The following is a 25602-nucleotide window of genomic DNA, read 5'->3' as shown; positions in this document are numbered from 1 at the left end:
CCGGCCGGCGCGCGTCAGCGGTCGACGGTCGCCCGCAAACCGCCCGCGATCCGCTGCCACTTCGTGAAGACGTCGAGGAGCTCGTCCGCCGACGCACGATCGATCTCGTCGTCGAAGCGCCGGGCGAGGGACGGGCTGGCTAGTGCCTCACGAATTCGCTCGATGGTCCATGGCACGCTGCTCATACCGTCCTCCCTGCTCCGACGCGGTTAAGCTGTCCAAGATACCGGCCCGGACCAGGCACCTGAAGCGCTTTGCCGCAACCACAACCCGAAGAGGCGAACGCCAGGGCGGAAGTTCGCGACGGCGCACGCCGAGGGGTCCCCAGAAAACAACGAAGGGGCCGTCCCCCGTAACGAGGAACGGCCCCTTCTACCGAGCGCCTGGCCGGCCTTGCACCTGCATCTCCCACCGGTTGGTGGACGTCTTTCCTTGGACCACAGACGCATGCGTCCCGCCCGCTGTCGCGGACCGAAGCTGCATCATGATCATATCGGATCTCGGGGGCGCTCTGTCCACTTCACCAACGGCGCGGGCGACTGTCGAAGCCACCCCGCGATCGGGCACCGATGAACTCGGCGCGATACGAGGGAAGTTGTGAGTGCTGACTAGTGACGCCGACCGGCTGCGGACCAACACCGCCGCCTACAAGGACGCGGAACGGACGGCCGTGAGCCACCTCCAGTCCGTAACGCGCCCTCAGGGGGCCTGAGTTGAGCGTCAACATTTGGATCGACGGCAAGGTCCTGAAGGCCCTCCAGGCAGGCGAGGCGGACCTCCCCGGCGGCAACGGTGACACGCTCCGCAAGATCGCGCGTTCCTGGGACACCACGGGCAACGAGCTGCACAAGGTCGTCCGATGGCCAACCAGGCCCTCACCGGCCAACCGGTGAACGTGCAGCAGGACCTCGCCACCGCCGGCAGACAGGCCGCGGGCACGGCCCCGTTCACGGCGGGTCGACCCGACCCGCCCCGACCCCGGTTGGCCCCCCTTGCCCCTGGCACTCGGGCCCGCGATTGCCCTCGTCGGCCTCGCCGTCGCCGCCTTCGGCTTCAACTTCGGATCCGCCTTCCACCTGTGGTGACCCGAACCGCGGGGAACGCCTTCGACGTGGGGTGGGTGGTGCTGCGGTACGGGCCCGTCCGCTGAAGTACGGGCTCGTCCGCTCCGGCGCGGACGAGCTCGGCAGCGTCGTGCGCCGACAGAAGAGCGCCGAGGGCCTGTGAGGGGGTTCGCGGGCCGGGCCGCCGGTGGGTGGGTGCGTCGAGCTGCCGTTGAGGAGAGGGCCTATGGTCCGCGGCCGGGGCCCCGGTCTGTGTGCGTTGCCCCGTTGGCCTCCCGGCTCCCGGGTGCGAACGCTCCGTCGGGCGTCGATCCTGAAGCAGAGGAGTCGCACGTCGCGGCGGCGACGCACCGGGCGACTGCACAGGGAATGAGCACTAGGTACCTGACTAGGCAGCGTGTCGCGGCACCGTCGTGACAGCGGAACGGACGCACATGAGCAACGGATTCATGGGTCCGGAGGGTTATGGCCCGGACTCGTTCGGTGACTTTCTCGCGCGGTTCTTCGGGCGCAACGCGGAGTCGGCCGGGGAGGAGGGGGGCACCGCGATGCCGCGGCAGGCGGACATCGCCCGGCTGATGAGCGGGCCGGCCCGCGATCTGGTGACCTCCGCCGCCGCGTACGCCGCCGAGCACGGCAGCCCCGAGCTGGGCACCGAGCACCTGCTGCGGGCGGCGCTCAGCTCGGAGCCGACCCGGACGCTGATGCGGCAGTCCGGCGCCGACCCGGACGCACTGGCGGCCGAGATCGACCGCAACGCCGGCAACGGGCCGCTGCGCAAGAGCGTCGCGGTGACTCCGGCGGTCAAGCGGGCTCTGCTGGGGGCGCACGAGCTGGCGCGCGGCACGGGGGCGTCGTACATCGGGCCGGAGCACGTGCTGGAGGCGCTGGCCGCGAACCCGGATTCGGCGGCGGGGCGCATCCTGCACCTGGCGCACTTCGACCCGCAGGCGGGCTCGGGCGGACACGGCGGGGTCGGGGCGCACCCGCCGTCGGGGTCCAGCGCCGAGCACGGCCCGGCGCCGCATCACGAGACGCCGACGCTGGACAAGTACAGCCGGGACCTGACGGACCTCGCCCGGGCCGGCCGGATCGACCCGGTGATCGGGCGGGAGGAGCAGATCGAGCAGACCATCGAGGTGCTCTCGCGGCGCGGGAAGAACAATCCGGTGCTGGTCGGCGACGCGGGCGTGGGGAAGACCGCGATCGTGGAGGGGTTGGCGCAGCGGCTGGCGGACGGCGAGGTGCCGGACACGCTGGCCGGGCGGCGGATCGTGGCGCTGGACCTGACCGCGGTGGTGGCCGGTACCCGCTACCGCGGCGACTTCGAGGAGCGGATGAACAACATCATCGAGGAGGTCCGGGCGCACTCCGAGTCGCTGATCGTCTTCATCGACGAGCTGCACACCGTGGTCGGGGCGGGCGGCGGCACCGGGGAGGGCGGTGCGCTGGAGGCCAGCAACATGCTCAAACCGGCGCTGGCGCGCGGGGAGTTGCATGTGATCGGGGCCAGCACGCTGGAGGAGTACCGGCGGTACATCGAGAAGGACGCGGCGCTGGCCCGGCGCTTCCAGCCGATCCTGGTGCCGGAGCCGAGCGTGTCCGACACGGTGCAGATCCTGCGCGGCCTCCAGGACCGTTACGAGGCCCACCATCAGGTTCGGTATACCAAAGAGGCGGTGCTGGCGGCGGTGGAGCTGTCGGACCGGTACGTCACCGACCGGTTCCTGCCGGACAAGGCGATCGACCTGATCGACCAGGCGGGCGCCCGGGTCCGGCTGCGGTCCGCCACCAAGACGCCCAGCGTGCGCGACCTGGAGCGCGAGGCGGAGCAACTAGTACGGGACAAGGACCAGGCGGTCGCCGCCGAACAGTACGAGCGGGCCACCGAACTACGGGACCGGATCGCCGCGCTCACCGAGCAGATCCGGACCGTCCAAGAGGCGCCGGGCGAGCGGCCGATGGGCGGCGACGGACGGATCGTGGAGGTCACCGCCGAGGACGTCGCGGAGATCGTGTCGCGGCAGACCGGGGTGCCGGTGAGCAGCCTGACGGAGGAGGAGAAGGACCGGCTGCTGGGGCTGGAGGGGCGGCTGAAGGACCGGGTGATCGGCCAGGAGGACGCGGTGGCCGCGGTCGCGGAGGCGGTGCTGCGCTCCCGGGCCGGGCTCGCCGACCCGAACCGGCCGATCGGCAGCTTCCTCTTCCTCGGCCCGACGGGGGTGGGCAAGACCGAGCTGGCCCGGGCGCTGGCCGAGGCGCTGTTCGGCAGCGAGGACCGGATGGTGCGCCTGGACATGAGCGAGTATCAGGAGCGGCACACCGTCAGCCGGCTGATCGGCGCCCCGCCCGGATACATCGGCCATGACGACGCGGGTCAGTTGACCGAGGCGGTCCGCCACCACCCGTATTCCCTGCTGCTGTTGGACGAGGTGGAGAAGGCGCACCCGGACGTCTTCAACATGCTGCTCCAGGTCCTCGACGACGGACATCTGACGGACTCTCAGGGCCGCACGGTGGACTTCAAGAACACCGTGATCGTGATGACCAGCAACCTCGGCTCGGACGCGCTCAGCGGCGGGCGCGGGGTGCTCGGCTTCGGGTCGACGGAGGCAGGCGCGGACGACGGCGCGCGGGACCGGGCGCTCGGCGCCCTGCGCGGCCACTTCCGGCCCGAATTCCTCAACCGGCTCGACGAGATCATCATCTTCCGCCAACTCACCGACGAACAGCTCCACCAGATCACCGGGCTGCTGCTGGAGGGCACCCGCCGCCGGCTGCACGCCCAGGACATCGCCGTGGAGTTCTCCCCCGCGGCCGTGGACTGGCTCACCCGCCGCGGCCACCAGCCGGAGTACGGCGCCCGGCCGCTGCGCCGGACCATCCAGCGCGAGGTCGACAACCCGCTGTCCCGGATGCTCCTCGACGGGGCGCTGTCGAGGGGCGACCTGGTGCGGGTGGACGTCACGGACGAGGCGCTCGCGTTCCAGGCCAGCGCACCGGAGCGGGCGCAGTAGCGAGGAGTTGCCCTGAACGGTCAACGGGACGACGGCGGCACGTCGAAGCCGGCCTGGTCGCACGGCCGCCGGGAGACCGAGGAGCAGCGCGCCGACCGCCGGTGGACCGAGCTGCTCCAGGAGGTCCGGGTCATCCAGACCGGCGTGCAGATCCTCTTCGGCTTCCTGCTCACCGTGGCCTTCACCCCACGGTTCGCCTCGCTCGACGCCACGGACCGGACCGTCTACGTCATCACCGTGCTGCTGGGCGCGGCCACCACCGGGGCGCTGGTGGGCACGGTGACCTTCCACCGGCTGGTGTCCGGGCACCGGCTCAAGCCGCAGACCGTGCTGTGGGCCTCGCGGCTGGCGCTGGTCGGGGTGGTGTTGCTGCTGGCCACGGTGGCGTCGGCGCTGCTGCTCATCCTCCGGCTGGCGCTGGGCGCCGGTGCCGCGCCGTGGGTGGTGGCGGGCCTGGTGACGTGGTTCGTGGTGTGTTGGTTCGTGCTGCCGGCGTGGGTGTTGCGCCGCTACACGACGCGGGATTGAGCACCCTGCGGGCCGGCGGGGGCGGTGCGACGATGGGAACGGGGTAGGGGGTGCGCCGGCGGGCCGGTGGGGGTGGCGGCACGGGGCCGGCGCCTTCGACGGATCATCCGCGGGATGGAGGGATCACCATGACGGTCTGCGAGGTCTGCGGGAACGACTACGCCCGGGGTTTCGAGGTGCGCATCGACGACGAGGTGCATGTCTTCGACTGCGTGGAGTGCGCCGCGCAGTCGCTCGCGCCAACGTGCGCCAACTGCCGGTGCCGGATTCTGGGACACGGGCTGGAGGCGAGCGGCCGCTTCTTCTGCTGCGCGCACTGCGCACGGACCCAGGGGGTCATGGAGCTGGCCGACAGCGTCGCCTGAGGGTGCGGGCCCGGCGGCGCGTGGGCCCACAACGTGCTGCGGCGGCCGCCCCGAAGGACGGCCGCCGCACCCGTTCGCCGATCAGGCACCGGCCGTCGCGGGCGTCACCCGGCGCGGGCGCAGGAGCAGCGCGGCGCCGGCCAGGCCGGCGCTGACGATGGCGAGTCCGACCGCCAGCAGCTCCGGCCACATCGTGGTGTCGCCCAGGCTGCTGCGCAGCGGCACCAGGACACCGGCCCGGGACAGCGCGTGCAGGACGATCACGGTGACCGCGGCCACGGCACTCGTCGTCCAGACGACGGCCGTGTCGCGCATCGCCAGGCAGCCCGCGAGCAGCAGGTACACCACGGCGATGGTCATCGAGATGGCGTCCGAGGGGCCGCCGTGGCTCTCGGAGACGCCCAGCGGCAGGTGGCTCAGCCCGCACAGGACCAGGGCCGCGGCGGCGGGCCAGCGCAGCACCGACCGCAGCACTCCACCGACCTCCTGTCCCGGCTGGGCAGGGGCCCCGGCCGCCTGCCAATCGGCGCCGCGGTACGGCTGGTTGGCCGCGGGCCAGGGGGCGCGCTGGGGGCGCGGCGGGGCGTCTCGGTGGTTCTCCCGCATCGCCGGGTCGGCGGCGTCGGCCGGGCCCTGGCCGGGGCGGCCGTAGTCGTGTCCCAGGGGGCCGTAAGGGTCGCCGTAGGGGTCCGCGTACGGATCGACGTGCGGGTCGTTGTTGACGGTGGGCAGGGTCGTCGTGGCCATGCCCATGGTGTCGGCGAAGGCGTCGGGAGTGCCGTCGCCCGGCGGTGGTCCGCCGACCGGCACGCGGCCTTCCTGGACCCGGTCGAACAGCTTGATGAGCTGGGCGACCTCGTCGATGGATCTGCCGACCGCCGCCGCACGCAGCGCCTCGTAGCTCGCCTCCGCGGTGTGCGGGGCCTCGCCGAGCAGGGCGAGCAGCGGCCCGACCTCACTCACCGGGCGGCTCATGGCCGCGACCCGGAGGGCCTCGTCGCCCGGATTGGGGTCTTCGCCGCTGCGCTTGAGCAGTTCCACGAGGGCGGCGACCTCTTCCACCGGTCTCGTGGTGGCCGCCGTCCACACGAGGGTGCGGAACGAGACGTTCTCTTGGCTGGTGGCCGGGACGTGTTCGCCGTGCTCGGTCGGGGACGGGTCGGCTTGGCCCCCACGAGGAGCTGGTTCAGGTGACATGTAGGGACTCCACTGAACGAGGTGAGAGCGTCCACACCGTGCGGCGCCGGCGCTCATCTGGCGTTGTGCCTGCTGTGGTTCAGCCAACGTCCCTCTTGGCCGCGGGCGCCAATGCTGGCGGGCCATCCGGTGGAGACACGCCGCGGGCCCCGTCGACGACCGGGCGTGTCGGCCGGGCGGGATCAGCCGGATGTGGTGGCGACGGTGAAGAGGCCGCCCTGGGGGTCGCGGATGACGGCCTCGCAGCCGGAGTCGTCCACCAGGGGTGTCACCGGGAGCGCGAAGCCGCCGGCGGCGACCGCGGCCTCGGTGACCCGCTCGATGTCGTGCACCGGGAAGGAGACGTGCCAGCGGGGGCGGACGTGCGGGTCCGGGGCGGATTCGACGGCGCCGCCGCGGAGCGCGGCCACGGTGTGCCCGCGCTCGTCGCGCACCACCACCTCGTCGTGCTCGTAGCTGATGTCGCAGCCGCCGGGGCGGTCGGGGGACCAACCGAAGACCTCGCCGTAGAAGATGGCCGCTTCGAAGGCGTCACGGGTGCGCAGTTCCAGGCACGTCGGCGCGCCGCCCTGGCCGACGGCCCAGGAGAGGGTCTGGCCCTCCCACAGGCCGAACACCGCACCGTCTCGGTCGGCGGCGAGCGCGGCGCGGCCCTTGCCCAGGACGAGGGGGCCGACGGCGAGGGTGGCGCCGCGCTCGCGGATCCGGGCGGCGGTGTCGTTGGCGCTGGCCACGGCGAAGTACGGGGTCCAGGCGACGGGGACGTGCCACTGGATGCCGAGGGCGCCGACGCCGGCGACCGGGCTGCCCTCGGCGAGCGCGATGACGCACTCGTCCCCTTCGGTGCCGGGGCGGAAGGTCCAGCCGAGGACCTTGGCGTAGAAGTCCTGGGCGGCTTGCGTGTCGCGGGTCATCAGGCTCACCCAGCAGGGAGCGCCGCCGACGGTCGCGGTGGTGGTGCCGGTGGTGCGGGCTCGGGTGGCGGGCATGGCATTCGCCTACCGGTGGTGGCGGCGGCCCCGGGTGCCCCGCGGGCCCGACGAACGGAACAGGAAGCCGATGAAGAAGACGGCGAGCAGGGCGACGGCGATGAGCCAGATCGTCTTCATGACGAAACCGGCGCCCACGAAGAGCAGCACGAGCAGCAGGACGAGGAGGAGAGGGGCCACGGGATCCACCTCCGGAGGTTCCCTACCTGGCCCCACCATTATGCGCTTGTGGCGGGCGGCCGCCCGCGGGTTCTGCGGGGTGCCCTCGGGGCGCTCCGGGTGCCGGCGTCCTCGCGCACGGTGACGCTTCGAGGTGCCGACGGGGGCGGGCCCTGTTTCGCTGGTAGCAGCGGCTTTCCGGGGCGGGTGCCCGCGGGCCGGGACGGCCGGGCTGAGCGCGCCGCGCCCCTCGGGAACGCCGGGTATCGGCACGGTAGGAGAGGAAGCCGTCATGAGTTCGGAAGAGACTCGCGCACGCCTCCAGCAGATGCGGGAGAAGGCCAGGCAGCTTGCTGACGCCGCGGAGCACATCAGCGACCCCAAGGAGCGGCAGCGGCTTCAGGAGAAGTCCCGCCGGCTGCAGAGCCGGAGCGAACAGGAGAGCGCCATGCGCAGCGGGGACATCTACCCCTCGGAGTGAGCACCCGGTAGGTGTGGCATGGACGACGGGAGCCGATCGCCGGTGGGGACCGGGCCCGAGCGGGTCTTCTCCGATCTGCGGGCGGTGGCCGCGCGGGTGCGCGAGCAACTGTCCTGGGAGGAGCCGGACCCCCTCGCGGGCCTGCCCGCGGACGAGTTGCCGGCCGGCCGGATCGGGCAGTACGCCCGGCAGGAGCGGGCCCGGGTGCTGGCGGCCGGCGCCAGCGGGCTGGAGAAGCTGGCCGCGGGGCGGGCCGAGGAGATCAGCGACGAGGAGTCCTTCGGAGTGGAGGCGGTCGTCCTGTGGGAAGGGCGGCCGGCGCTCCTCGTCGAGCGGCAGGACTTCGCCCCGCAGCAGGGTGACTGGGCGGTGTTGGAGTCCCAACGGGCGGCGATCCGGGAGTCGTTGGCCCGGGTGGGCCGGTTGGCGGTCTCCGGGCACGTCGACCTGGAGTGGTTGGGGGCGGGTTTCCTGGTCGGACCCGAGACGGTGCTGACCAACCGTCATGTGGCGGCGGAGTTCGCCCGTTGCGCCGGCGACGGCTGGGGGTTCCAACCGGGGCTGCGCGCGGCCCTGGAGCTGGGCGAGGGCCGCGGCTCCGGTGCCGAGCCGTCCGACGACGAACCGTCGTACGAGGTCACCGAGGTGTTGGGGGTCCACGAGGAGGTGGATCTGGCCCTGTTGCGGATCGCCCCGTACCTCGGGGGCCCCGCGCTGCCCGCTCCGCTCGCGATCGCCGCGGACGCGCCGGCGGACCTGCCGGGGCACCCCGTCTACTGCATCGGCTATCCGGCCTGGGACGGCCGCCGCGGCGAACCGGAGTCCATCCGGCGGATCTTCATGGACGTCTACAACGTCAAGCGCCTCCAGCCCGGCATGAGCACCGGGTTGGCGTCGGAAGGGAATGTGATGTGCCACGACTGCTCGACGCTGGGCGGCAACAGCGGCTCACCGGTCATCGACCTCACCGACCACCGCGTGCTCGGCCTGCACGTCGGCGGCCGCTACGGGGTGGGCAACTGCGCCGTGCCGCTGTGGCAGTTGGTGGAGGATCCGCTACTGGTGCGGGCGGAGGTCAACTTCGTATGAGGGGCGTGCGGGAGGGTGCCGAGGAGCGGGGCGGGGTGCGGTGTCGGCGGCGGACGCTGCTCGCGGCGGCGCCGGCGGTGTTGTGGGGGGTCGCGGGGTGTGGGGGTGGTGACGCGACCACGTCGGCGCGGCCGAGCGCGTCGGGGACGGTGTCCCGTTTGCCGGAGGTCGGCCGGTGGCGGCCGAACCCGGGTGACGTGCGGCCGGAGGTGAAGGAGCGGGCCGTGGCGGTGGTCGAGGCGATCGGTGCCTGGCCGGCCGGTGAACGGGACGCGGCGATGGCCCGGGTGGGGGCGTTGGGGTTGGAGCCTTCGTTGGTCGATCAGGCGGGGGCGCTGCGGCCGGGCGGCGCGGAGGCGGTGTTGGAGGTGGTCGACGCGCAGTACGGGGGCGTCCTGGCGGATTCGGCGAGCGTGCTGGTGGTGTGCCGGCAGTGGGTTCGGCGGGCCGACGGCACGGTGGTGGCGGGCGGGACGACGGTGGACGTGCGGCTGCGCCGGGCGAGCCCGCGGTGGACGGTGACGGCCCTGCACCCGGCCCGGCCGGGGGCGCCGGCGGCGGCACCGAGCAGCGCGGCGAAGCGGGTGGTGGCGGCGGGGCCGGCGATCGAACTGCCGCCGGCGGCGGCCGCGGACGTACGCAGCGGTGCGGTGCACACCAGCGTGCTGGACGCGCTGTTGGAGCTGGCGCGCAAGCACCGGATGGCGGTGAGCGTGGTGCGGTCCGGGCATCCCTTGAACGTCTTCGGGACGGACCGGCCCAGCGACCATCCGCGCGGGCGGGCGGTCGATGTCTGGCGGATCGACGGGCATGCGGTGGTCGATCCGGCGACGCCGCGGCGGTTGGTCGAGTCGTTCATGCGGGCGGCGGCGGCCGCGGGGTCGTACAACGTGGGCGGGCCGATCCAGTTGTCGGGCGGGGCCGCCGACCAGTTCTTCACCGACGACACCCACCGGGACCATGTGCACCTGGGCTTTCGCGCCTGATCCCGGCGGGTGTCGTGTCAACAGCGGGTCATTTCAACGCTGTTGACGTTGCGTCACTTCTTGACGAATTCCGTGGTGTAGGTCTTCTTCAGGTCGATGGAGGCGTCCCTCAGGTTGGGGTTGAACGCCTTCAGGACGCGTTCGACGGTGGCGGGGCCGTCGGCCGGCATCACGCCGTCCTTGGTGAACATCGGCAGGGTGTCCTTGATGGCCTGGGCGTAGAGCTCCTTGCCGCCCTGCGCGTAGTCCGACGGCATCTTGGCCGCGATCTGCTCGGGGGTGTGGGTGGACATCCACTTGAGGGTCTTGACGAAGGCGTTGGCCAGTTTCTGGACGGTGTCCTTGTGACTGTTCACCCAGTCGGTGTTCATGTAGAGGCTGGAGGACGGGTAGAGGCCGCCGAGCGCCTGCCGGGAGCCCTCGGGAGTGCGCATGTCGAGCAGCACCTTGCCGATCTTCTTGTTGACGACCTGGGCGACGGTCGGGTCGGTGGTCATGCCGGCCTGGATCGAGCCCTGTTGGAGGGCGGAGAGGAAGGTCTGGCCGGCACCGACCGCGACCGGGGTGAACTCCTGGGTCTGCACGCCGTTCTTGACCGCGAGGTACTTGGTGAGGAAGTCGGTGGACGAGCCCAGGCCGGTGACGCCCAGCTTCTTGCCCTTGAAGTCCTTGGGCGAAGTCAGCTCGCCGGCAGCCTTGTTGGAGACCACCTCGACCTCGCCGGGCGTCTGCGCGAGCTGCACCACCGATTCGACCTGCTTGCCCTTGGCCTGGAGGTCGAGGGTGTGGTCGTAGAAGCCGACCACGCCCTGGACGTCACCGGAGAGCAGGGAGGTGGTGGCCTGGACGCCGGCGGGTTCGGTGAGCAGGGTGACGTCCAGGCCCTCGGCCTTGAAGTAGCCGAGCTGCTGGGTGAGTCGGGCCGGGAGGTAGATGACCTTGTCCAGGCCGCCCACCATGATCTTGAGCTTGCCGTCCTTGGCGTCCGCGGACCCGCCGGCGGAGGAACTGCCGCAGGCGGTCAGGCCGGTGAGGGCGAGCGCGGCGGCGGCGAGGGCGGCCGGGAGCTTGAGCTGGGTGCGCATGGTCACGTCCTTGTGAGGTGGGGCGGTGCGGGCTGGGGTCAGCGGCCGTCGCCGGCGTCGGCCGGCTTCCAACGGAAGAGCCGCTTCTCCAGGAAGGCCAACAGGCCCTCGGCGAGCAGGGCGACGACGGCCAGGATCACCATGGCGGCGTAGACGCCGGCGGCGTTGAAGGTGCCCTGGGAGGCCGAGACCAGCAGGCCCAGCCCCTTGGTCGCGCCGATGTACTCGCCGACGATGGCGCCGATCAGGGCGAAGCCGAAGCTGACGTGCAGGCTGGTGAAGATCCAGGAGGTGGCGGAGGGGATGACGACCTGGAGGGTGACCTGGCGGTTACTGGCGCCCAGGATGCGGGAGTTGGCCACCAGGTTGCGGTCCACCTCGCGGGCGCCCTGGAAGGCGTTGAAGAACACCGGGAAGAAGACCAGGACGACGGCGGAGGCGACCTTGGAGGCCGGCCCGAGGCCGAACCAGATCAGGAAGATGGGGGCCAGAACGATCCGCGGCAGCGCGTTGAGGACCTTGATGTAGGGGCCGAGCACATCGGCCAGAAAGCGGACCCGGCCGAGCGCGATGCCCAGCGCCACGCCGCCGAGGACACCGATGATCCAGCCGAGCAGCGCCTCGTAGAGCGTGTACCAGATCTGTTCCCACAGGGTGCCCTGCGGGGTGCCGTTGAGCGCCCACTGGGTGATCTGGTGCCAGATCTTCGACGGCATGGAGAAGTTGAACGGGTCGATCACGGCGGCCCGGGCCAGCCACTCCCACAGGGCGAGCAGCCCGACCAGGAGGACGGCGCGGGCGCCGTAGACGACCAGCTTGCGGTTGCGGGCGGCCCGGGCGCGGGCCTGGCCGCGCTCCCCCACGGGGGCGTGCTCGGTGGTGGCCGGTGCGGTGACGGTCTCAGGCGACACGGGCGGCACCCCTTTCGCGGGTGATGCGGACCTCTTCGCCGAGCGAGGACCAGATCTCCCGGTAGATCTCGATGAACCGCGGCTCCAGCCGCACCGATTCGACCCGGCGGGGCCGCGGCAGGTCGATGGCGAAGACCTCCTTGACGGTGGCGGGGCCGGCCGTCATCACCACGACCTTGTCGGCCAGCGCGATGGACTCCTCCAGGTCGTGGGTGACGAAGACGACGGAGGAGCCGGTGCCGGACCACAGCTCCAGCAGCTCGTCCGACATCAGCGCCCGGGTCTGCACGTCGAGCGCGGAGAACGGCTCGTCCATCAGCAGGATCTCGGGGTCGTTGACGAAGGTCGCGGCGAGCGCGACGCGCTTGCGCTGGCCGCCGGAGAGCTGGTGCGGATAGCGGTCAGCAAAGCCGGCGAGGCCGACCCGGGCGAGCCATTCGCGGGCGCGCTCCCTGGCCTCGGGCTTGGGGGCGCCGCGGAAGCGGGGGCCGGCCATGACGTTGGAGAGCACGGTGCGCCAGGGGAAGACGGCGTCCTGCTGGAAGACGAAGCCGACCTTGTTGCCGATGCCGCGGACCGGCTCACCGGCGACCAGCACCTCGCCCTCGGTGGGCTCCGTCAGGCCGCTGACCAGCGTCAGAGTGGTGGACTTGCCGCAGCCGGTGGGCCCCACCACGGCGACGAACTCGCCGCGTCCGACGGTCAGATCCAGGTCCCGGACGGCGGTGTGCAGACCGCCGGAGGGAGTGCGGAAGGTCTTGCTCGCTCCCCGCAACTCGATGGCGGGGCTCGTGTGGCTGTTCATGGACCGGGAGGCTAGGAGCGGGCCGGGCCACCACGGCAGCCTTGTGGGCGCAAGCCGTCTTTCTGAGCGCAAACCCTGTTGTGCCCATTTTGCTCACGCTAGAACAACAAAAGTTCAACGGGGGCTGGGCAGCCGGGCCCCGGCGGCTTACCTTGCGTTGACACCAGATCAACAGCCAGCGTCGTCAACAGGAAGTGTCCGTTCCGTTCCACTGCGGAGGACGGCCGAGACAAGGGGGACCGCATGCGGATCCACTGGCCCCGTCGCGTCTTCGCGCAGGTCCTGACCGCACAACTGGCCATCACCACCGGGGTGACGGTGCTGGCCACCGGGCTGTTCCTGGCCCCGCTCGGGCACGCCCTGGACGACCAGGCGATGCGCCAGGCGCTGGCGATCGCCGAGACCACCGCCGCCGACCCGGAGCTGGCCCGCGACGTGGCGGCCACCGCGCCGGCGCCGCGCGGTCCGGTGCAGTCCGCCGCGGAGCGGATTCGCCGGGCGACCGGGGCGCTCTACATCGTCGTCATGGACACCCGCGGCGTCCGCTGGTCACACACCAACGCCGCGGAGATCGGCCGCCACGTCTCCACCGACCCCAGCCGGACCCTGGCCGGCCACGCGGTCCGCCAGATCGACACCGGCACGCTGGGTCGCTCGGCCCGGGCGAAGGTGCCGCTGCGCGACGCCACCGGGCAGATCGTCGGCGCGGTCTCGGTCGGCATCGCCTACGACAGCGTGCACGGCGTGCTGTTGCGCGCCATCCCGGGACTGTTGCGGTACGCGGGCGCGGCGCTGGCGGCCGGCGTGCTGGCCGCCGTGGTGGTCGCCCGGAGCCTGCGCCGCCGTACGCACGGGGTCGCCACCGCGGACATCTCGGCGCTGCTGGACGAGCGGGAGGCGATGCTGCACGGCATCCGGGAGGGGGTGGTGGCCTTCGACCGGCGGGGCCGGATCCGGCTGGTCAACGACGAGGCGGGGCGGCTGCTCGGGCTGGACGCGAGCGCCGCGGGGCGCGCCCTGGACGAGGTGCTGCCGCCGGGCCGGACCACCGACGTGCTGGCGGGCCGGGTGGCAGGCGGCGACCTGTTGGCGATCAGCGGCGGCCGGGTGCTGGTCGCCAACCGCGTACCGACCCGGGACGGCGGCGCCGTGGTGACCCTGCGGGACCGTACCGAACTGGAGCTGCTGGGCCGGGAGTTGGACAGCACCCAGGGCCTGTTGGACGCGCTGCGCGCCCAGGACCACGAGCACGCCAACCAGTTGCACACGGTGCGCGGGCTGCTCGAACTGGGCCGGTACGACATGGCGGTGGAGTTCGTCGCCGAGGTGGCCAGCGCCCACCGGGCGTCCGCGGAACAGATCGCCGAGCGGGTGCACGATCCGCTGCTGTCCGCGCTGTTGGTCGGCAAGGCGGCGATCGCCGCCGAGCGCGGGGTCGCCCTGCGGGTGTCGCCGGCCACGCTGCTGCCGGACGCCGTGGTGGACCCGCGCGACCTGGTCACCGTCCTGGGCAACCTCATCGACAACGCGCTGGACGCCACCGCCGAGCGCCGCCGCGCCGAACCGTTCGTCGAGGTGGAGCTGCGCGCCGAGGGGACCACCGCGGTCGTCCGGGTCAGCGACACCGGGCCCGGCGTGCCGCCGGAGCGGCGCGAACAGGTCTTCGCCGAGGGCTGGTCCACCAAGAGCGCCACCGTCGCCTCCCGGGGCCGGGGCATCGGGCTCGCGCTGGTGCGCCGGCTGTCCGAGCGGTACGGCGGGATGGCCCGGGTCACCGCCCGGGCCGGCGGCGGCGCGGTCTTCACCGTCGTACTGCCCGAGGCGCTGGCGCCCGCCCCCGTGGCGCGCGCCCCGCACCCGCTTCCCGACCCCCACCCCCAGAAGGCGGCGCTACCCGCCGCAGCCTCTCGTCAGCTCACGGCCACAGGAGAGTCACCATGATCGATGTCCTTGTCGTGGACGACGACTTCCGCGTCGTGGAGATCAACGCCGCGTATGTGTCCCAGGTGCCGGGCTTCCGGGTCGTCGGCCGCGCGCACACCGCCGCCCAGGCCCTGGCCACGTTGGAGCGCCTCCGCGTCGACCTGGTGCTGCTCGACCACTACCTGCCGGACGAGACCGGCCTGACGCTGGTGCGACGGCTGCACCAACTGGGCCACCACACCGACGTGATCATGGTGACCGCGGCCCGGGACGTCGCCACGGTGCAGGCGGCGATGCGGTACGGCGCCCTCCAGTACCTGGTCAAACCCTTCGGATTCGCCGGGCTGCGGGCCAAGTTGGACGCCTATGCCGCGCTGCGCCGCACCGTGGCGGGCGTCGGCGGTCGGGGCGAGGCCGGGCAGGAGCAGGTGGACCGGATCTTCGCCGCGCTGCGCACCCCGGACTCCCCGCACGCCGAACTACCCAAGGGGCACTCGGCCGCGACCGTCGACCTGATCCGCCGCACCCTGGACGAGGCGGGGCTGCCGCTCTCCGCCCACGAGGTCGCCGAGCGCGCCGGCGTCAGCCGCTCCACCGCCCAGCGCTACCTCAAACACCTCGAACGCACCGGCCACATCAGCCTCACCCTGAAGTACGGCGACACCGGACGCCCGGAACACCGGTACGCCTGGGCCAGCTAGCCGGCGCCGGTGACCGCGTCGCCGGCGCCCTCGACGGCCGCGTAGCACGCCTCGATCAGGGCGCGCAGCCCGGCGCGGGGCGGGCCGCCGCGCACCGCGAGGTAGCTCCGCATGACCGGCGCGGGCCCGGTCAGCGGGCGGAACACCACGCCGGGCACGGGGAGTTGCTCGGCGTGCGCGGCGTAGAAGACCGTCCAGGACGGTTTGCCGTAGCCGACGGCGGCCAGGGTGTCCTGGGCGTTGGTGAACTCCGGCCCCCGGACGGGCTCGTAGCCGGCCGCCCGGCAGGAGCGCAGGACCAGGTCGTGCAGGGCGGGATTGCGGGCGCGCGGGGAGAGCCGCAGCGGGAGGGCGGCGAGGTCGGCCAGCTCGACGGTGTCCCGCGCGGCGAGCTCGTGGCGGGCCGGCAGCGCCGCCATCAGCCCGTCCTGCCACAGCGGCAGGAACTCCAGCCCGGGGTCGGCGCGTTCACCGCGCAGCAGGGTGGCGTCCAGCTCACCGGTCCGCACCCATGCCAGGCGCTCCTCGGTGCTGCCGGTGACGAGTTCGAGCTGGGCGTGGCCGGCGGTCCGGGTGAACGCGGCGAGCACCGCATCGAGCCAGGCGCCCAGCCCGGAGCTGGTGCCGAGCCGCACCGTCGCGGCCTGTTCGGCGCGCAGTTCGTCGAGCGCCTCCCGGGCCCGGGCCTGGAGGGCGAGCATCTCCCGGGCGTAGGGCAGCAGCCGCTCGCCGGCCGCGGTGAGCCGGACGACGCGGGTGGAGCGGGTGAACAGCTCGGTTCCCAGCTCGCGTTCGAGCCGGCGGAGCTGCTGGCTGACCGCGGACTGCACGATGTGCAGCCGCTCGGCGGCGCGGCCGAAGTGCAGCTCCTCCGCCACCGTCAGGAAGTAGCGAAGCTGTCGGATCTCCATGGTTCCCCCGTTCACCGTGATCGGTATTGATCACCGATCGCGATCAGTGTAGGCGGGGATCGCCCGTTGGTCGGCGGGCGTGAGCGCGGTTGGCTGAGGGCATCACGAACCGCGCGGCCCCACCGGGCCCACGAGGCAGAGGAATCCACCATGCCCAACCTGGACGTCAACGACACCACCTACCACTACGAGGACGAGGGGACCGGCCCGGCGCTGCTGTTCCTGCACGGCTGGGGCACCAGCGGCCGCACCTGGGGCGCACAGCAGGCCGGGTTCGCCCGGGACCACCGGGTCGTCACCGTCGACTGGCGGGGCTGCGGACGCTCCGCCCGACCCGTCCGCGGCAACACCACCGCCGGCGTGGCCAGCGACCTGGCGGCGCTGATCGGCGCGCTGCGGCTGGACCGGCCGGTGGTCGTCGGCTCGTCGATCGGCGGGTCCTTCGCCACCGAACTGGGGCTACGACGGCCGGAGTTGATCGGCGGGGTGGTCTCGGTGGACGGGCCGGCGTACTGGCCGTCCACGGGGATGCCGATAGCGGAGCTGCGGGACGATCTGCGCCGCGACCGGGCCGGCACGGTCGCCAACTGGGTGCCGGGGTGGTACGCGCCGGGCACCTCCCCCGCCCTCATCGACTGGACGGTCCGGCAGATCCTCGACTCCGGCGTCCACATCGACCAGCACTTCGCCGAGGCCGGCGGCTACGACCCGCGGCCGGTCCTGCCCGGCCTCCGGGTGCCGATCCACTACATCCACGGCGAGTTGGACACCGAGATCCCGCTGGAGGTCCCCCGCACCTGCGCCGCCCGCACCCCCGGCGCCGAGGTCGACGTCATCGCCGGCTCCGGGCACATGCCGCACCAGGAGCGCCCCGAAGCCTTCAACGCCGCGCTGCGCACCGCCCTCGCCCGCATGGCCCCGGCCGACCGCACCACCGCCTGAACTCCCCTCCGGCCGCCGGGCGTTGCGCGTCGGCGCACCGTCGACGCGCGACGCCCGGCCCCCTTCCCCCACGGCTGAGCTCCGGCCGGAGGGGCGTCCGAGCCAGTGGCTGATCCCCGGCCCGGGAGGACCGCCCACTCGACCAGTCCGCCCGGCCCCGATTCCAGTCCACTTCCCTTGAATTGGACCAGGCGGCCGGTGGCCCGCCCCCGCTAGCGTCGTGCCCACTCGACGAACGGAGCGCCTCGTGCACCCCCAGCTCGCCGCGGATCTCGCCGCGCTGCCCGACCTGTTGGAGACCACCCGGCAGCACGCCGCGGCCTTCCTCGACGGCCTCGACCAAGCCCCCGTCGTCCCCGCGCGCCCCGCCCCCGAACCGGCCCCGCTCCCCGAACACGCCAGCGGACTCCGGGACGCGCTGGGGGACTTCACCGCACGCTGGGAGCCCGGCCTCTCGGCCAGCGCCGGCCCCCGCTACCTCGGCTTCGTCACCGGCGGGGCGACCCCGGCGGCCCTGGCCGGCGACTGGCTGACCGCGGCCGCTGACCAGAACTCCATGTCGTCCCTGGACGCCACCGGGCAGCACCTGGAACGGGAGACGGTCGGCTGGCTGCGCGCGCTCTTCGGACTCTCCGACGCCCACCACGGCGCGCTGGTCAGCGGCGCCACCCAGTCCAACACCGTCGGACTGGCCATCGCCCGGGAATGGCTCGGCGAGCGGCGCGGCGTCTCGCCGGCCGAGGACGGGGTGGCCGCCCTCGGGCCGGTGCGGGTGCTGTCCGGCGCCGCGCACTCCAGCATCGCCAAGGGGCTGTCGGTGCTCGGCCTCGGCCGCGCCGCGCTGGTCACCGTGCCCACCCTCCCCGACCGGGAGGCGGTCGACCCGGCCGCGCTGGAACGCGCCCTCCAGGAGGCCGACGGCCCCTGCGTCATCGTCGCCAACGCCGGCACCGTCAACACCGTCGACTTCGACGACCTCCGCGCCCTGGCCGAACTCCGCGACCGCTACGGCTGCTGGCTGCACCTCGACGCCGCGTTCGGCGCCTTCGCCGCGCTCTCCCCGCGCCACGCGCACCTCGCCGACGGCCTGGACCTGGCCGACTCGCTCTGCATCGACCTGCACAAGTGGCTCAACGTCCCCTACGACAGCGCGGTCCAGTTCACCCGCCGCCCGGACCTCCAGGCCCGGGTCTTCCAGAACGCCGCCGCCTATCTGGGCCCGCTCGGCGACACCCCCGACCTCGTCCACCTCACCCCGGAGAACTCCCGCCGACTGCGCGCCCTGCCCGCCTGGTTCACGCTGCGCGCCTACGGGCGCGAGGGTCACCGCGAGATCGTGGAGCGCTGCGTCGAGGGCGCCCGCACCCTGGGCGCGACGGTCGCCGCCCTCGACGGGCTGCGGCTGCTCTCCCCCGTCCACCTCAACGTCGTCTGCTTCACCCTCGCCACCCGCCCCACCGCCGACCGCCTCGCCGCCCTCGCCGACGCGCTGGCCACCGAGGTCTTCCTCACCCCGACCGTGCACGCCGGACTGCCCGCGCTCCGGGCCGCGTTCAGCAACTGGCGGACCGCCCCCGAGGACGTCCGCCGGGTCGGCGCCGCCCTGGCCGCCGCGGTCCGCCAACTCCCCCTGGACTGACGGCGCACGCCCCGCGCGACGGGGCGCGAGCGGCCGCTGTTCGTCGCGCCGGCCACCTCCTAGGCTGCCGCCCATGCACCCCCTCAAGATCAACGAGTCCGACCACGAGACCGTCGTCCTGGATGCCCACGCGCTGGCCGCCGACCCCGAACGGGCCGCGGAGTTCCCCGGTTCCGCGCACCGGATCCTCGCCGGCCTGGTCGCCGACGGCGCGCCGCTCGGCTGGGTCGATCCGCCCGGGCCCGCGGAGGTCGCCGAGCTGGTCGACCGGGTGCTGACCGCCGCCGCGGCCGGCGACGGGGCGCTGCGCGCCGCCTACGCCGGCCGCACCCTGATCGGCCTGGGCTACTGGCTGCGCTACGCCCGCCCCACCCACCGCCCGCACGCCGACCTGGAGAAGCTGGCGGTGGCCGGCACCGCGCACCGCCGCGGCATCGGTCGGACGCTGGCCGGCGCGCTGATCGCCGACGCCCGGGCCGCCGGCATCGAGGTGCTCACCCTGGACGCCCGGGCCGACAACGCCCACGCGCTGCGCCTGTACCGGTCGTTGGGCTTTTGGGAATACGGCCGCCTCCCCGGTTTCGTGGCCATCGGGGAACGCCGTTGGGACAAGGTCTTCTACCTGCTGGACTTCCGCGCGAAGACGGGTGGGGCGTCGGAGGCGACGGGGGCGTCCGGGCCGGCGTAGCCGGACGCGGCCGGGCCCCGGCGCCCCGTCGTCGACGGGTGCACCGGGGCCCGGGCCGGCCGCCGCGGTCAGCGGTGGCCGAACTGCCGCTCGAAGGAGGCGAAGGCGGCCTCCTGCCGCCACTCGACGGCCGCCTTGGGGCTGTCCGCGAGCAGCCGCCGGCAGGCCGCACCGGGGGTCCCGTTGCCGGGGACCTGTCCGCGGCAGGTGTCGACGGGGTGGTAGCCGTGCCGGGTCGGGTTGCCCTGCCACAGGCTGCGGCCGGGGAGGAAGGAGTACTGGAGGGAGGCGCGGGCCAGGTCCTTCAGCTCGCCGTAACCGAGTTGGTACGTCGTGGCGGCGTACTGGTACTCGTGGCTGATGTCGATCCGGGAGACGCCGGGGTCGTCGGTGGCCAGCACGATCGGCACGCCGTACGCGCGGTAGGTGGTGAAGGGGTGCTCCGCGCCCTTCACGCCGAGGATCTGGGCGTTGCTGGTGAAGGGCACCTCGACGGCCACCTCACGGGCGGCCATGGTGCGCGCCAACTGCCGCCAGTCGTCCTCGTGGACGAGGTCGACGCCGTGGCCGATGCGCTCGGCGTGGGCGACGTTGACCGCCTCGTTGATGTGGAACTTCAGGTCCTCCGGCTTGACCAGGCCCGGCGCCAACTCGCCCGCGTGCAGGGTGATGTGGGCCTTCGGGTAGACCTTGTGCAGATAGTCCAGCATCCGCATCTGGAGGCGGTAGTCGCTCAGCGCGCGCTCGCCGTCCTCGGGCTGGACGAGGTTGACGGCGGTGAACCGCGGGTCCCGTTCGGCCAGCCGCAGCCCGACCTCCATCTGTGTGAAGACCCGCTCGGGGCTGCTGCCCCGGGAGACCTGGGAGTTCCAGCGGACGGTCAGTTGGCAGCCGGGGGCGGCGTGCGCGGTGCCGCAGTGGGAGGTGGCGCGGAACTCTGCGTCCGCGTCGTCGGCCTCCTTGCGGGCCGTGGCGACCAGTCGGTCCAGCTTGCCGTCGGCGGCCAGCTCCCGGTGCATGCGGGCGAAGTCGGGGTGCCAACCCACCTGGTCGGCAACCTTCTTGGCCTCCTCGGAGGCGGGGGTGACCAGGGTCTCCACGTAGAACTGGTTCTGCGCGGCGATGCCGTCGGCGACCTTCGACAGCAGCTTGCCGCGGTGCCGCCAGGTCACCTCACCGAACTTGCCGAACGTGTCGAAGAAGTGGTCGTGCCCCGACCCGCCGGCCGGGAAGTCCTGCATCGACCAGGCCCGCAGCAGCGCGTCGTGGAAGGTCCGGTCGGTCGTGGCGTCCGCCGCCGGCCGCTTGCCCGCGCCGCACGGCCCCGGTACCGCCGTCATCGTCTTGGTGTCGATGCACAGCTTGTCCTCGGCGGCCAACGTGATCAGGTACTCGGTGGGTATTGCGCCGGAGAGGTGGTTGTGCAGATCACCGCCCTTGGGGAGCTGCCGGAAGAAGCCGCGCAGTCGCGCCGGGTCGGAGCGGATGGACTCCAGGTAGGCGGCGGTGCGCGCCTCGGCCGGGTTCAGCGGGCGGACCGAAGGCGACGGGGAGGCAGGGGGGTTGGCAGGCTGGGCGGCAGCCGGCACGGCGGACACTATCGACAGGGTGCTGAGGGCGGCCAGACCGGTCCGGAGGACCCGGCGACGGTGCATGGCACGACGACGATCATCAATCACCGAGGTATCTTCGTCACCCGATCGAGGGATTGCGAGGACCTTTTCGGCACATTCTTCCGAACAGGTGCCTCAAGGTTGGCGCAAAGCCGACGGGCCCTTCAACGGGGGCCGTCGGGCCCCAGCGTCGGCAGGTAGCGCGGGGCTCGCCAGGCGTGCAGCCGGTGTTCCACCGCGGCGCCCAGCGACAGCAGGCGCTCGTCCTGGTGGTTGCCGGCCATCAGCAGCAGGCCGACGGGGAGTTGGTGCACCGTTCCGGCGGGCACCGACAGCGACGGGTAGCCGGACACGGCCGCCGGGGTCGAGGACGGGATGAGGTCGGTGTCGCCCCGTGCGCAGTCCGTCGTCCAGGCGGGCGGGTTGGTCGGCGCGGCGATGGCGTCCAGGTGGTGCGCGGCCATGGTCTCGTCGATGGAGCGCCGGGACAACGCCTTCAACTCGGCGCGGCCGGCGCGGTACGTGGGGTCGCTGGTGGACGGCGCGGCCAGCGCCTTCTCGAAGAGTTCCTGGCCGGCGAAGCAGGTGTGCTCCGCCGGGTGGCTGCGGTTGAACGCGATCAGCTCGGCGAGGTTCTGCGGCCCCTTGCGGGTGGGGAGGTAGGCGTCGATGTCCCGGTGGAACTCGCTGAGCAGCGCCGGGTATTCGAGCTCGGCCAACCGCTTCTGGTAGGGCGGCATCACCTCGACGACCTCGGCGCCGGCGTGCCGCAGCGCGTCCGCGGTCCGGGACATCACGGCGTCCACGTCCGGCCCGAGCTCGGGCAGTCGCCACAGGCCGATCCGCTTGCCGCGCAACCCGTCGGAGTGCGCCGACGAGCCCTGGACGGCGGCGGGTTCACGCCCGCTGAGCACCGCGAAGGCGAGCGCGGTGTCGATCACGTTGCGCGCCATCGGGCCGGCGGTGTCCTGCTCGGCGGAGATCGGCACGATCCCGGACTGGCTCACCAGGCCGAGACTGGGCTTGTGCCCGACCACGCCGTTCATCCCGGCCGGACACACGATGGAGCCGTCCGTCTCGCTGCCGATGGCCACCTGCGCCAGCGACGCGGCGAGCGCGGCGGCCGAACCGGCGGAGGAACCGCACGGATTGCGGTCCAGGACATAGGGGTTGTGAGTCTGCCCGCCCACCGCAGACCAGCCCGAAGTGGGCTTGTCCGCACGGAAGTTGGCCCACTCCGACAGATTGGTCTTGCCGAGGATCACCGCGCCCGCGTCCCGCAGCCGGGTCACCAGGACGGCGTCCCGGTCGGGCGGGCTGCCGGCCAGCGCCAGCGAGCCGGCGGTCGAGGCCAGGCCCCTGGTGTCCACGTTGTCCTTGAGCAAGACGGGGATGCCGTCGAGCGGGCCGCGCGGGGCACCGCGGCGGTGCCTGGCATCGCTGGCGGCGGCCTGTCGCAGGGCCGTCGGGTCGGTGCGCAACACCGCGTGGATCTTGGGGTCGATGGCCTCGATCCGCGCCAAGTAGGCGGCGGTCAGGGCCGAGGACGTCAGCGAGCCGGCGGCCATCCGTGCCTGGAGTTCCGGGATCGTCACCGTGTCCAGATCGACGCCAGGCAACACGGGCGAACCGGCGCCCGGCGACGGGCCGTCGGCGGCCCGGGCGCGCGGCTGCGGCACGCCGGCACAGAGCGAGCCCGCGACCAGCGCGGCGAACAACGTGATGACGCTCCGCTTCCTCATGTTCCGCCAGCCCCTCCTGTTGCCCATGAGGGTCAGCCGACTACACGCCGGCCGCGGAGCGCAAGGGTCTTTCACGCCCCACCCGTCCGGGGACGGACGGACGCGGGGCGCGCGGGCGGGTCCCCGCGCGGGGCACGTACTGCCGGAGGTCTGCAGCCCCCCGACAGTTGTGTGCGCGATCAGCTCAGCCGGGCGCCGGCGTAGACGATCATCGCCGCGCTCAGGTACGCGGCCAGCCCCTCGGCGATCTTCTCGAAGTTGCCCCGCATCTGCGGGTCATCGACGTACCGCTGCGCCAGGCCCTCGTAGGCGGCCTTGTTGGGCGTCCAGAAGCGGCACACACCCTGGTAGTGGGCCGCCACCTCGGTCTGCACGGCGGGGTCGTCCGCCGGAGCACCGGCCACCATGAACTCCGCCATGCGGATCAGTTGCGCCGTCACCTCGCGCTGCCAGCGCTCGGTGTCCTCCGCGGTCATGCCCGCGACGGCCTGCCGGGACTGTTCCCAGGCCGCCGGCCACCGCTCGCGGACCTCCGCCTCGACCTCGGCCTCGTAACGGGACGGCTCGAACCCCTCGAAGAGGTTCTCCGGCCGGTTGATCTGGACCGTCATGTCCTCGTTCCCCTCGTCCTTCTCCAAGTCGGCGATGGTGCGGGCGACCGTCCGGGCCAGCGTCTCCAGCCGGCTCCGCTCCCCCAGCAACCGCCGGTGGTGCTCGCGCAGCACGGCCACCTGGTCCCGCTGGCTGTCCAGGACCTCGCGGATCTCCCGCAGTCCCACGCCCAACTCCCGCATCAGCAGGATCTGTTGCAACCGCAGCAGATCCGCCTCCGCGTAGTACCGGTGTCCGTTGCTGCCGATCCCCGCGGGCGGCAACAGGCCGATCTCGTCGTAGTGCCGCAGCGTCCGGGACGTCACCCCGGACATCCGGGCCACCTCCGCGATCGACCAGGTCATGGTCGCCACTCCCCTCGCCGGGCCGGTCCTTCCGGCCACACCCGAGACCGTAGGAGTTGACGCAACGGAAGCCGCAAGTCGCAACGGCGAACGGGCCGCGCGCCGGGAACGACCTGGAGGGCGACCGGTGCCGGGTGCGGCACCGGTCGCCCTCCCTGGAGCGGTCGGTCGGCGGGTCAGGCCACCGGCGCCGGGTAGGTGGGGTACTCCACGCCGGAGACGTACTGGACGACCCGGATGACCTGGCAGGAGTAGCCGAACTCGTTGTCGTACCAGAGGTAGAGGATCGCGTTGTCGCCCTCGACCTTGGTGGCGCCGGCGTCGACGATCGAGGCGTGCCGCGAGCCGATGAAGTCGCTGGAGACCGCGTCGGGGGCGCTGATGAAGTCGATCTGGCGCTTGAGCGGCGAGGTCAGCGACACGTCGCGGAGGTGGTCGAGGACCTCCTCGCGGGTGGTCTCGCGGGCCAGTTGGAGGTTGAGGATGGCGATCGAGACGTCCGGCACCGGGACCCGGATCGAGCTGCCGGTGATCTTCGCCTGGAGGTCGGGCAGCGCCTTGGCGACGGCGGAGGCGGCGCCGGTCTCGGTGATGACCATGTTGAGCGGCGCGGAGCGGCCGCGGCGCTCGGACTTGTGGTAATTGTCCAGCAGGTTCTGGTCGTTGGTGAACGAGTGGACGGTCTCCACGTGGCCGCGCAGCACGCCGTACTCGTCGGCCATGGCCTTCAGCGGCGGCACGATCGCGTTGGTGGTGCAGGACGCGCAGGACAGGATCTGCTCGTCCGGCTTGATCATGTCGTGGTTGACGCCGTGCACGATGTTGGGCACGTCGCCCTTGCCCGGGGCGGTCAGCACCACCTTGTCGATGCCCGGACGCAGGTGCTTCGACAGGCCCTCGCGGTCGCGCCACTTGCCCGTGTTGTCGATGAGGATGGCGTCCTTGATGCCGTGCGCCGTGTAGTCGACCTCGGACGGGTCGTTGGCGTAGATCACCTTGATCTCGTTGCCGTTGGCGATGATCGCGCTGTTGGCCTCGTCGACGGTGATGGTGCCCTGGAACTGGCCGTGGATGGAGTCGCGGCGCAGCAGCGAGGCGCGCTTGACGATGTCCTCCTCGCCGCCGCCGCGGACGACGATGGCGCGCAGCCGCAGGCCGTTGCCGGAGCCGGACTTCTCTATGAGCAGGCGGGCCACCAGGCGGCCGATGCGACCGAAGCCGTAGAGGACGACGTCGCGGCCCTCGCGGCACTCGATCTTGTTGGCGCCGGTGGCGCCGGCGACCGCCTCGGCGGTGAACTCCTCGACGGACAGGCCGCGGTCGTCGGACCGGTAGGTCGCGGCGAGCATGCCGATGTCGATCTGGGCCGGACCGAGGTCGAGCGTGGTGAGCGCCTGGAGGAACGGCAGCGTCTCGGTGACCGAAAGCTCCTCGCCGGCGATCTGGCGGGCGAAGCGGTGCGTCTTGAGGATGCTGACCACCGACTTGTTCACCAGGGAGCGGCTGTGGAGCAGGACGGTGACGTCACGCTCCCGGTGCAGCTTCCCGATGAGCGGGATCATCGACTCCGCGATCTCCTCGCGGATCTTCCAGTTGGTGAACGAGTCGTCGTTGACAGTCACAGGCTTATCTCTCGATCGAGCTAGGCGGTGCTCATATGCTAACCACACGCCGTTTCGGCCTTTCACGCGGTGTCCGGGTGGGAGGGATCCCGACTTCCGGCTGACCCTGAACTCACCTGCCGGGCCCCGGCGTTGGGGGCACGGAGCCGCCCGGGGGCCGGGGTTCCGCGCACTCCGGGCATGACGTAC

The 25602-nt window shown here is 72.6% G+C and carries 24 protein-coding genes; 12 read left to right on the top strand and 12 right to left on the bottom strand.

Features of this window, described 5'->3' with window-relative positions:
* Positions 1-14: 14 nt before the first annotated feature.
* Positions 15-185, bottom strand: coding sequence for a hypothetical protein (locus PV796_RS34350; protein WP_274917639.1), 171 nt, complete (start codon positions 183-185; stop codon positions 15-17).
* A 528-nt stretch (positions 186-713) separates the two neighbouring features.
* On the opposite strand from PV796_RS34350, the gene PV796_RS34345 reads away from it, so the two are divergent.
* The 4 genes from PV796_RS34345 to PV796_RS34330 all read left to right on the top strand — a co-directional run bounded on the left by PV796_RS34345 (position 714) and on the right by PV796_RS34330 (position 4974).
* Complete coding sequence (locus tag PV796_RS34345) at positions 714-893, top strand: hypothetical protein (protein WP_274917638.1); 180 nt, start codon at positions 714-716, stop codon at positions 891-893.
* Between the two features lie 605 nt (positions 894-1498).
* Positions 1499-4081, top strand: coding sequence for an ATP-dependent Clp protease ATP-binding subunit (locus PV796_RS34340; RefSeq protein WP_274917637.1), 2583 nt, complete (start codon positions 1499-1501; stop codon positions 4079-4081).
* A gap of 12 nt (positions 4082-4093) precedes the next feature.
* Entirely contained in the window at positions 4094-4609 is a 516-nt protein-coding gene (locus PV796_RS34335) for a DUF6328 family protein (RefSeq protein WP_274919350.1), read from the top strand.
* A 128-nt stretch (positions 4610-4737) separates the two neighbouring features.
* Entirely contained in the window at positions 4738-4974 is a 237-nt protein-coding gene (locus PV796_RS34330; RefSeq protein ID WP_274917636.1) for a hypothetical protein, read from the top strand.
* Positions 4975-5055: 81 nt separating this feature from the next.
* Here the strand turns inward: PV796_RS34330 and PV796_RS34325 are convergent, their stop codons facing one another.
* The 3 genes from PV796_RS34325 to PV796_RS34315 form a co-directional block, all read right to left on the bottom strand.
* Positions 5056-6171, bottom strand: a complete 1116-nt coding sequence (locus tag PV796_RS34325; RefSeq protein ID WP_274917635.1) for a hypothetical protein — start codon at positions 6169-6171, stop codon at positions 5056-5058.
* A gap of 182 nt (positions 6172-6353) precedes the next feature.
* Positions 6354-7160, bottom strand: a complete 807-nt coding sequence (locus PV796_RS34320; protein ID WP_274917634.1) for a VOC family protein — start codon at positions 7158-7160, stop codon at positions 6354-6356.
* Positions 7161-7169: 9 nt separating this feature from the next.
* Positions 7170-7340 (bottom strand): hydrophobic protein, encoded by a 171-nt coding sequence (locus PV796_RS34315; protein WP_274917633.1) that lies wholly within the window; start codon positions 7338-7340, stop codon positions 7170-7172.
* Positions 7341-7611: 271 nt separating this feature from the next.
* Between PV796_RS34315 and PV796_RS34310 the strand changes: the two genes are divergently transcribed.
* The 3 genes from PV796_RS34310 (at position 7612) to PV796_RS34300 (ending at position 9875) form a co-directional block, all read left to right on the top strand.
* Positions 7612-7800 (top strand): DUF6381 family protein, encoded by a 189-nt coding sequence (locus tag PV796_RS34310; protein ID WP_274917632.1) that lies wholly within the window; start codon positions 7612-7614, stop codon positions 7798-7800.
* An 18-nt stretch (positions 7801-7818) separates the two neighbouring features.
* On the top strand, positions 7819-8889 hold the full coding sequence (locus tag PV796_RS34305) for a trypsin-like serine peptidase (protein WP_274917631.1): 1071 nt from the start codon (positions 7819-7821) through the stop codon (positions 8887-8889).
* 224 nt (positions 8890-9113) lie between these two features.
* A complete protein-coding gene (locus PV796_RS34300) occupies positions 9114-9875 on the top strand; it encodes a hypothetical protein (protein WP_274917630.1) in 762 nt (253 codons plus the stop codon).
* 53 nt (positions 9876-9928) lie between these two features.
* On the opposite strand, the gene PV796_RS34295 is transcribed toward PV796_RS34300, so the two are convergent.
* From PV796_RS34295 to PV796_RS34285, 3 genes are read right to left on the bottom strand one after another with little or no spacing between them, the layout of a single operon-like run.
* On the bottom strand, positions 9929-10960 hold the full coding sequence (locus PV796_RS34295) for an ABC transporter substrate-binding protein (protein WP_274917629.1): 1032 nt from the start codon (positions 10958-10960) through the stop codon (positions 9929-9931).
* A gap of 38 nt (positions 10961-10998) precedes the next feature.
* Positions 10999-11871: an ABC transporter permease gene (locus PV796_RS34290; protein ID WP_274917628.1), complete on the bottom strand. Its 873-nt coding sequence runs from the start codon at positions 11869-11871 to the stop codon at positions 10999-11001.
* A complete protein-coding gene (locus PV796_RS34285; protein ID WP_274917627.1) occupies positions 11861-12676 on the bottom strand; it encodes an ABC transporter ATP-binding protein in 816 nt (271 codons plus the stop codon). The genes PV796_RS34290 and PV796_RS34285 overlap by 11 nt, the downstream gene beginning before the upstream one ends.
* 243 nt (positions 12677-12919) lie before the next feature.
* On the opposite strand from PV796_RS34285, the gene PV796_RS34280 reads away from it, so the two are divergent.
* Complete coding sequence (locus PV796_RS34280) at positions 12920-14617, top strand: sensor histidine kinase (protein ID WP_274917626.1); 1698 nt, start codon at positions 12920-12922, stop codon at positions 14615-14617.
* Positions 14614-15300, top strand: coding sequence for a response regulator (locus PV796_RS34275; RefSeq protein WP_274917625.1), 687 nt, complete (start codon positions 14614-14616; stop codon positions 15298-15300). Before PV796_RS34280 ends, PV796_RS34275 begins: the two co-directional genes overlap by 4 nt.
* Here PV796_RS34275 and PV796_RS34270 read toward each other — a convergent pair.
* Positions 15297-16211 carry a LysR substrate-binding domain-containing protein gene (locus PV796_RS34270; protein ID WP_274917624.1) on the bottom strand — a complete coding sequence of 305 codons (915 nt, stop codon included), beginning with the start codon at positions 16209-16211 and terminating at the stop codon, positions 15297-15299. The genes PV796_RS34275 and PV796_RS34270 overlap by 4 nt on opposite strands.
* Before the next feature lie 150 nt (positions 16212-16361).
* Between PV796_RS34270 and PV796_RS34265 the strand changes: the two genes are divergently transcribed.
* The 3 genes from PV796_RS34265 to PV796_RS34255 all read left to right on the top strand — a co-directional run bounded on the left by PV796_RS34265 (position 16362) and on the right by PV796_RS34255 (position 19480).
* On the top strand, positions 16362-17153 hold the full coding sequence (locus tag PV796_RS34265) for an alpha/beta fold hydrolase (RefSeq protein ID WP_274917623.1): 792 nt from the start codon (positions 16362-16364) through the stop codon (positions 17151-17153).
* Between the two features lie 247 nt (positions 17154-17400).
* Positions 17401-18792: a pyridoxal phosphate-dependent decarboxylase family protein gene (locus PV796_RS34260; RefSeq protein WP_274917622.1), complete on the top strand. Its 1392-nt coding sequence runs from the start codon at positions 17401-17403 to the stop codon at positions 18790-18792.
* Between the two features lie 73 nt (positions 18793-18865).
* On the top strand, positions 18866-19480 hold the full coding sequence (locus tag PV796_RS34255; RefSeq protein WP_274917621.1) for a GNAT family N-acetyltransferase: 615 nt from the start codon (positions 18866-18868) through the stop codon (positions 19478-19480).
* Between the two features lie 68 nt (positions 19481-19548).
* Here PV796_RS34255 and PV796_RS34250 read toward each other — a convergent pair whose 3' ends face one another.
* The 4 genes from PV796_RS34250 to PV796_RS34235 form a co-directional block, all read right to left on the bottom strand.
* The gene (locus PV796_RS34250; RefSeq protein WP_274917620.1) at positions 19549-21135 is read right to left on the bottom strand and encodes an adenosine deaminase family protein; all 1587 of its coding nucleotides are present in this window, start codon (positions 21133-21135) and stop codon (positions 19549-19551) included.
* Between the two features lie 122 nt (positions 21136-21257).
* A complete protein-coding gene (locus PV796_RS34245; protein WP_274917619.1) occupies positions 21258-22835 on the bottom strand; it encodes an amidase in 1578 nt (525 codons plus the stop codon).
* A 179-nt stretch (positions 22836-23014) separates the two neighbouring features.
* Positions 23015-23791, bottom strand: a complete 777-nt coding sequence (locus tag PV796_RS34240; RefSeq protein ID WP_274917618.1) for a MerR family transcriptional regulator — start codon at positions 23789-23791, stop codon at positions 23015-23017.
* 176 nt (positions 23792-23967) lie between these two features.
* Positions 23968-25413 (bottom strand): glyceraldehyde-3-phosphate dehydrogenase, encoded by a 1446-nt coding sequence (locus PV796_RS34235; RefSeq protein ID WP_274917617.1) that lies wholly within the window; start codon positions 25411-25413, stop codon positions 23968-23970.
* Between the last annotated feature and the right edge of the window lie 189 nt (positions 25414-25602).

Origin of the sequence: Streptomyces sp. WZ-12 (genome assembly GCF_028898845.1) — a bacterium.
Taxonomy (GTDB): Bacteria; Actinomycetota; Actinomycetes; order Streptomycetales; family Streptomycetaceae; genus Streptomyces.
The sequence above is the reverse complement of the archived record's forward strand: the minus strand, read 5'-3'. Positions and strand labels throughout refer to the sequence as shown.

Coding starts and splice junctions, on each gene's coding strand:
- PV796_RS34350 (WP_274917639.1), bottom strand. CDS start 185: ATGAGCAGCGTGCCATGGACCATCGAGCGAATTCGTGAGGCACTAGCC.
- PV796_RS34340 (WP_274917637.1), top strand. CDS start 1,499: ATGAGCAACGGATTCATGGGTCCGGAGGGTTATGGCCCGGACTCGTTC.
- PV796_RS34330 (WP_274917636.1), top strand. CDS start 4,738: ATGACGGTCTGCGAGGTCTGCGGGAACGACTACGCCCGGGGTTTCGAG.
- PV796_RS34325 (WP_274917635.1), bottom strand. CDS start 6,171: ATGTCACCTGAACCAGCTCCTCGTGGGGGCCAAGCCGACCCGTCCCCG.
- PV796_RS34320 (WP_274917634.1), bottom strand. CDS start 7,160: ATGCCCGCCACCCGAGCCCGCACCACCGGCACCACCACCGCGACCGTC.
- PV796_RS34310 (WP_274917632.1), top strand. CDS start 7,612: ATGAGTTCGGAAGAGACTCGCGCACGCCTCCAGCAGATGCGGGAGAAG.
- PV796_RS34305 (WP_274917631.1), top strand. CDS start 7,819: ATGGACGACGGGAGCCGATCGCCGGTGGGGACCGGGCCCGAGCGGGTC.
- PV796_RS34295 (WP_274917629.1), bottom strand. CDS start 10,960: ATGCGCACCCAGCTCAAGCTCCCGGCCGCCCTCGCCGCCGCCGCGCTC.
- PV796_RS34285 (WP_274917627.1), bottom strand. CDS start 12,676: ATGAACAGCCACACGAGCCCCGCCATCGAGTTGCGGGGAGCGAGCAAG.
- PV796_RS34280 (WP_274917626.1), top strand. CDS start 12,920: ATGCGGATCCACTGGCCCCGTCGCGTCTTCGCGCAGGTCCTGACCGCA.
- PV796_RS34275 (WP_274917625.1), top strand. CDS start 14,614: ATGATCGATGTCCTTGTCGTGGACGACGACTTCCGCGTCGTGGAGATC.
- PV796_RS34270 (WP_274917624.1), bottom strand. CDS start 16,211: ATGGAGATCCGACAGCTTCGCTACTTCCTGACGGTGGCGGAGGAGCTG.
- PV796_RS34265 (WP_274917623.1), top strand. CDS start 16,362: ATGCCCAACCTGGACGTCAACGACACCACCTACCACTACGAGGACGAG.
- PV796_RS34255 (WP_274917621.1), top strand. CDS start 18,866: ATGCACCCCCTCAAGATCAACGAGTCCGACCACGAGACCGTCGTCCTG.
- PV796_RS34250 (WP_274917620.1), bottom strand. CDS start 21,135: ATGCACCGTCGCCGGGTCCTCCGGACCGGTCTGGCCGCCCTCAGCACC.
- PV796_RS34245 (WP_274917619.1), bottom strand. CDS start 22,835: ATGAGGAAGCGGAGCGTCATCACGTTGTTCGCCGCGCTGGTCGCGGGC.
- PV796_RS34240 (WP_274917618.1), bottom strand. CDS start 23,791: ATGACCTGGTCGATCGCGGAGGTGGCCCGGATGTCCGGGGTGACGTCC.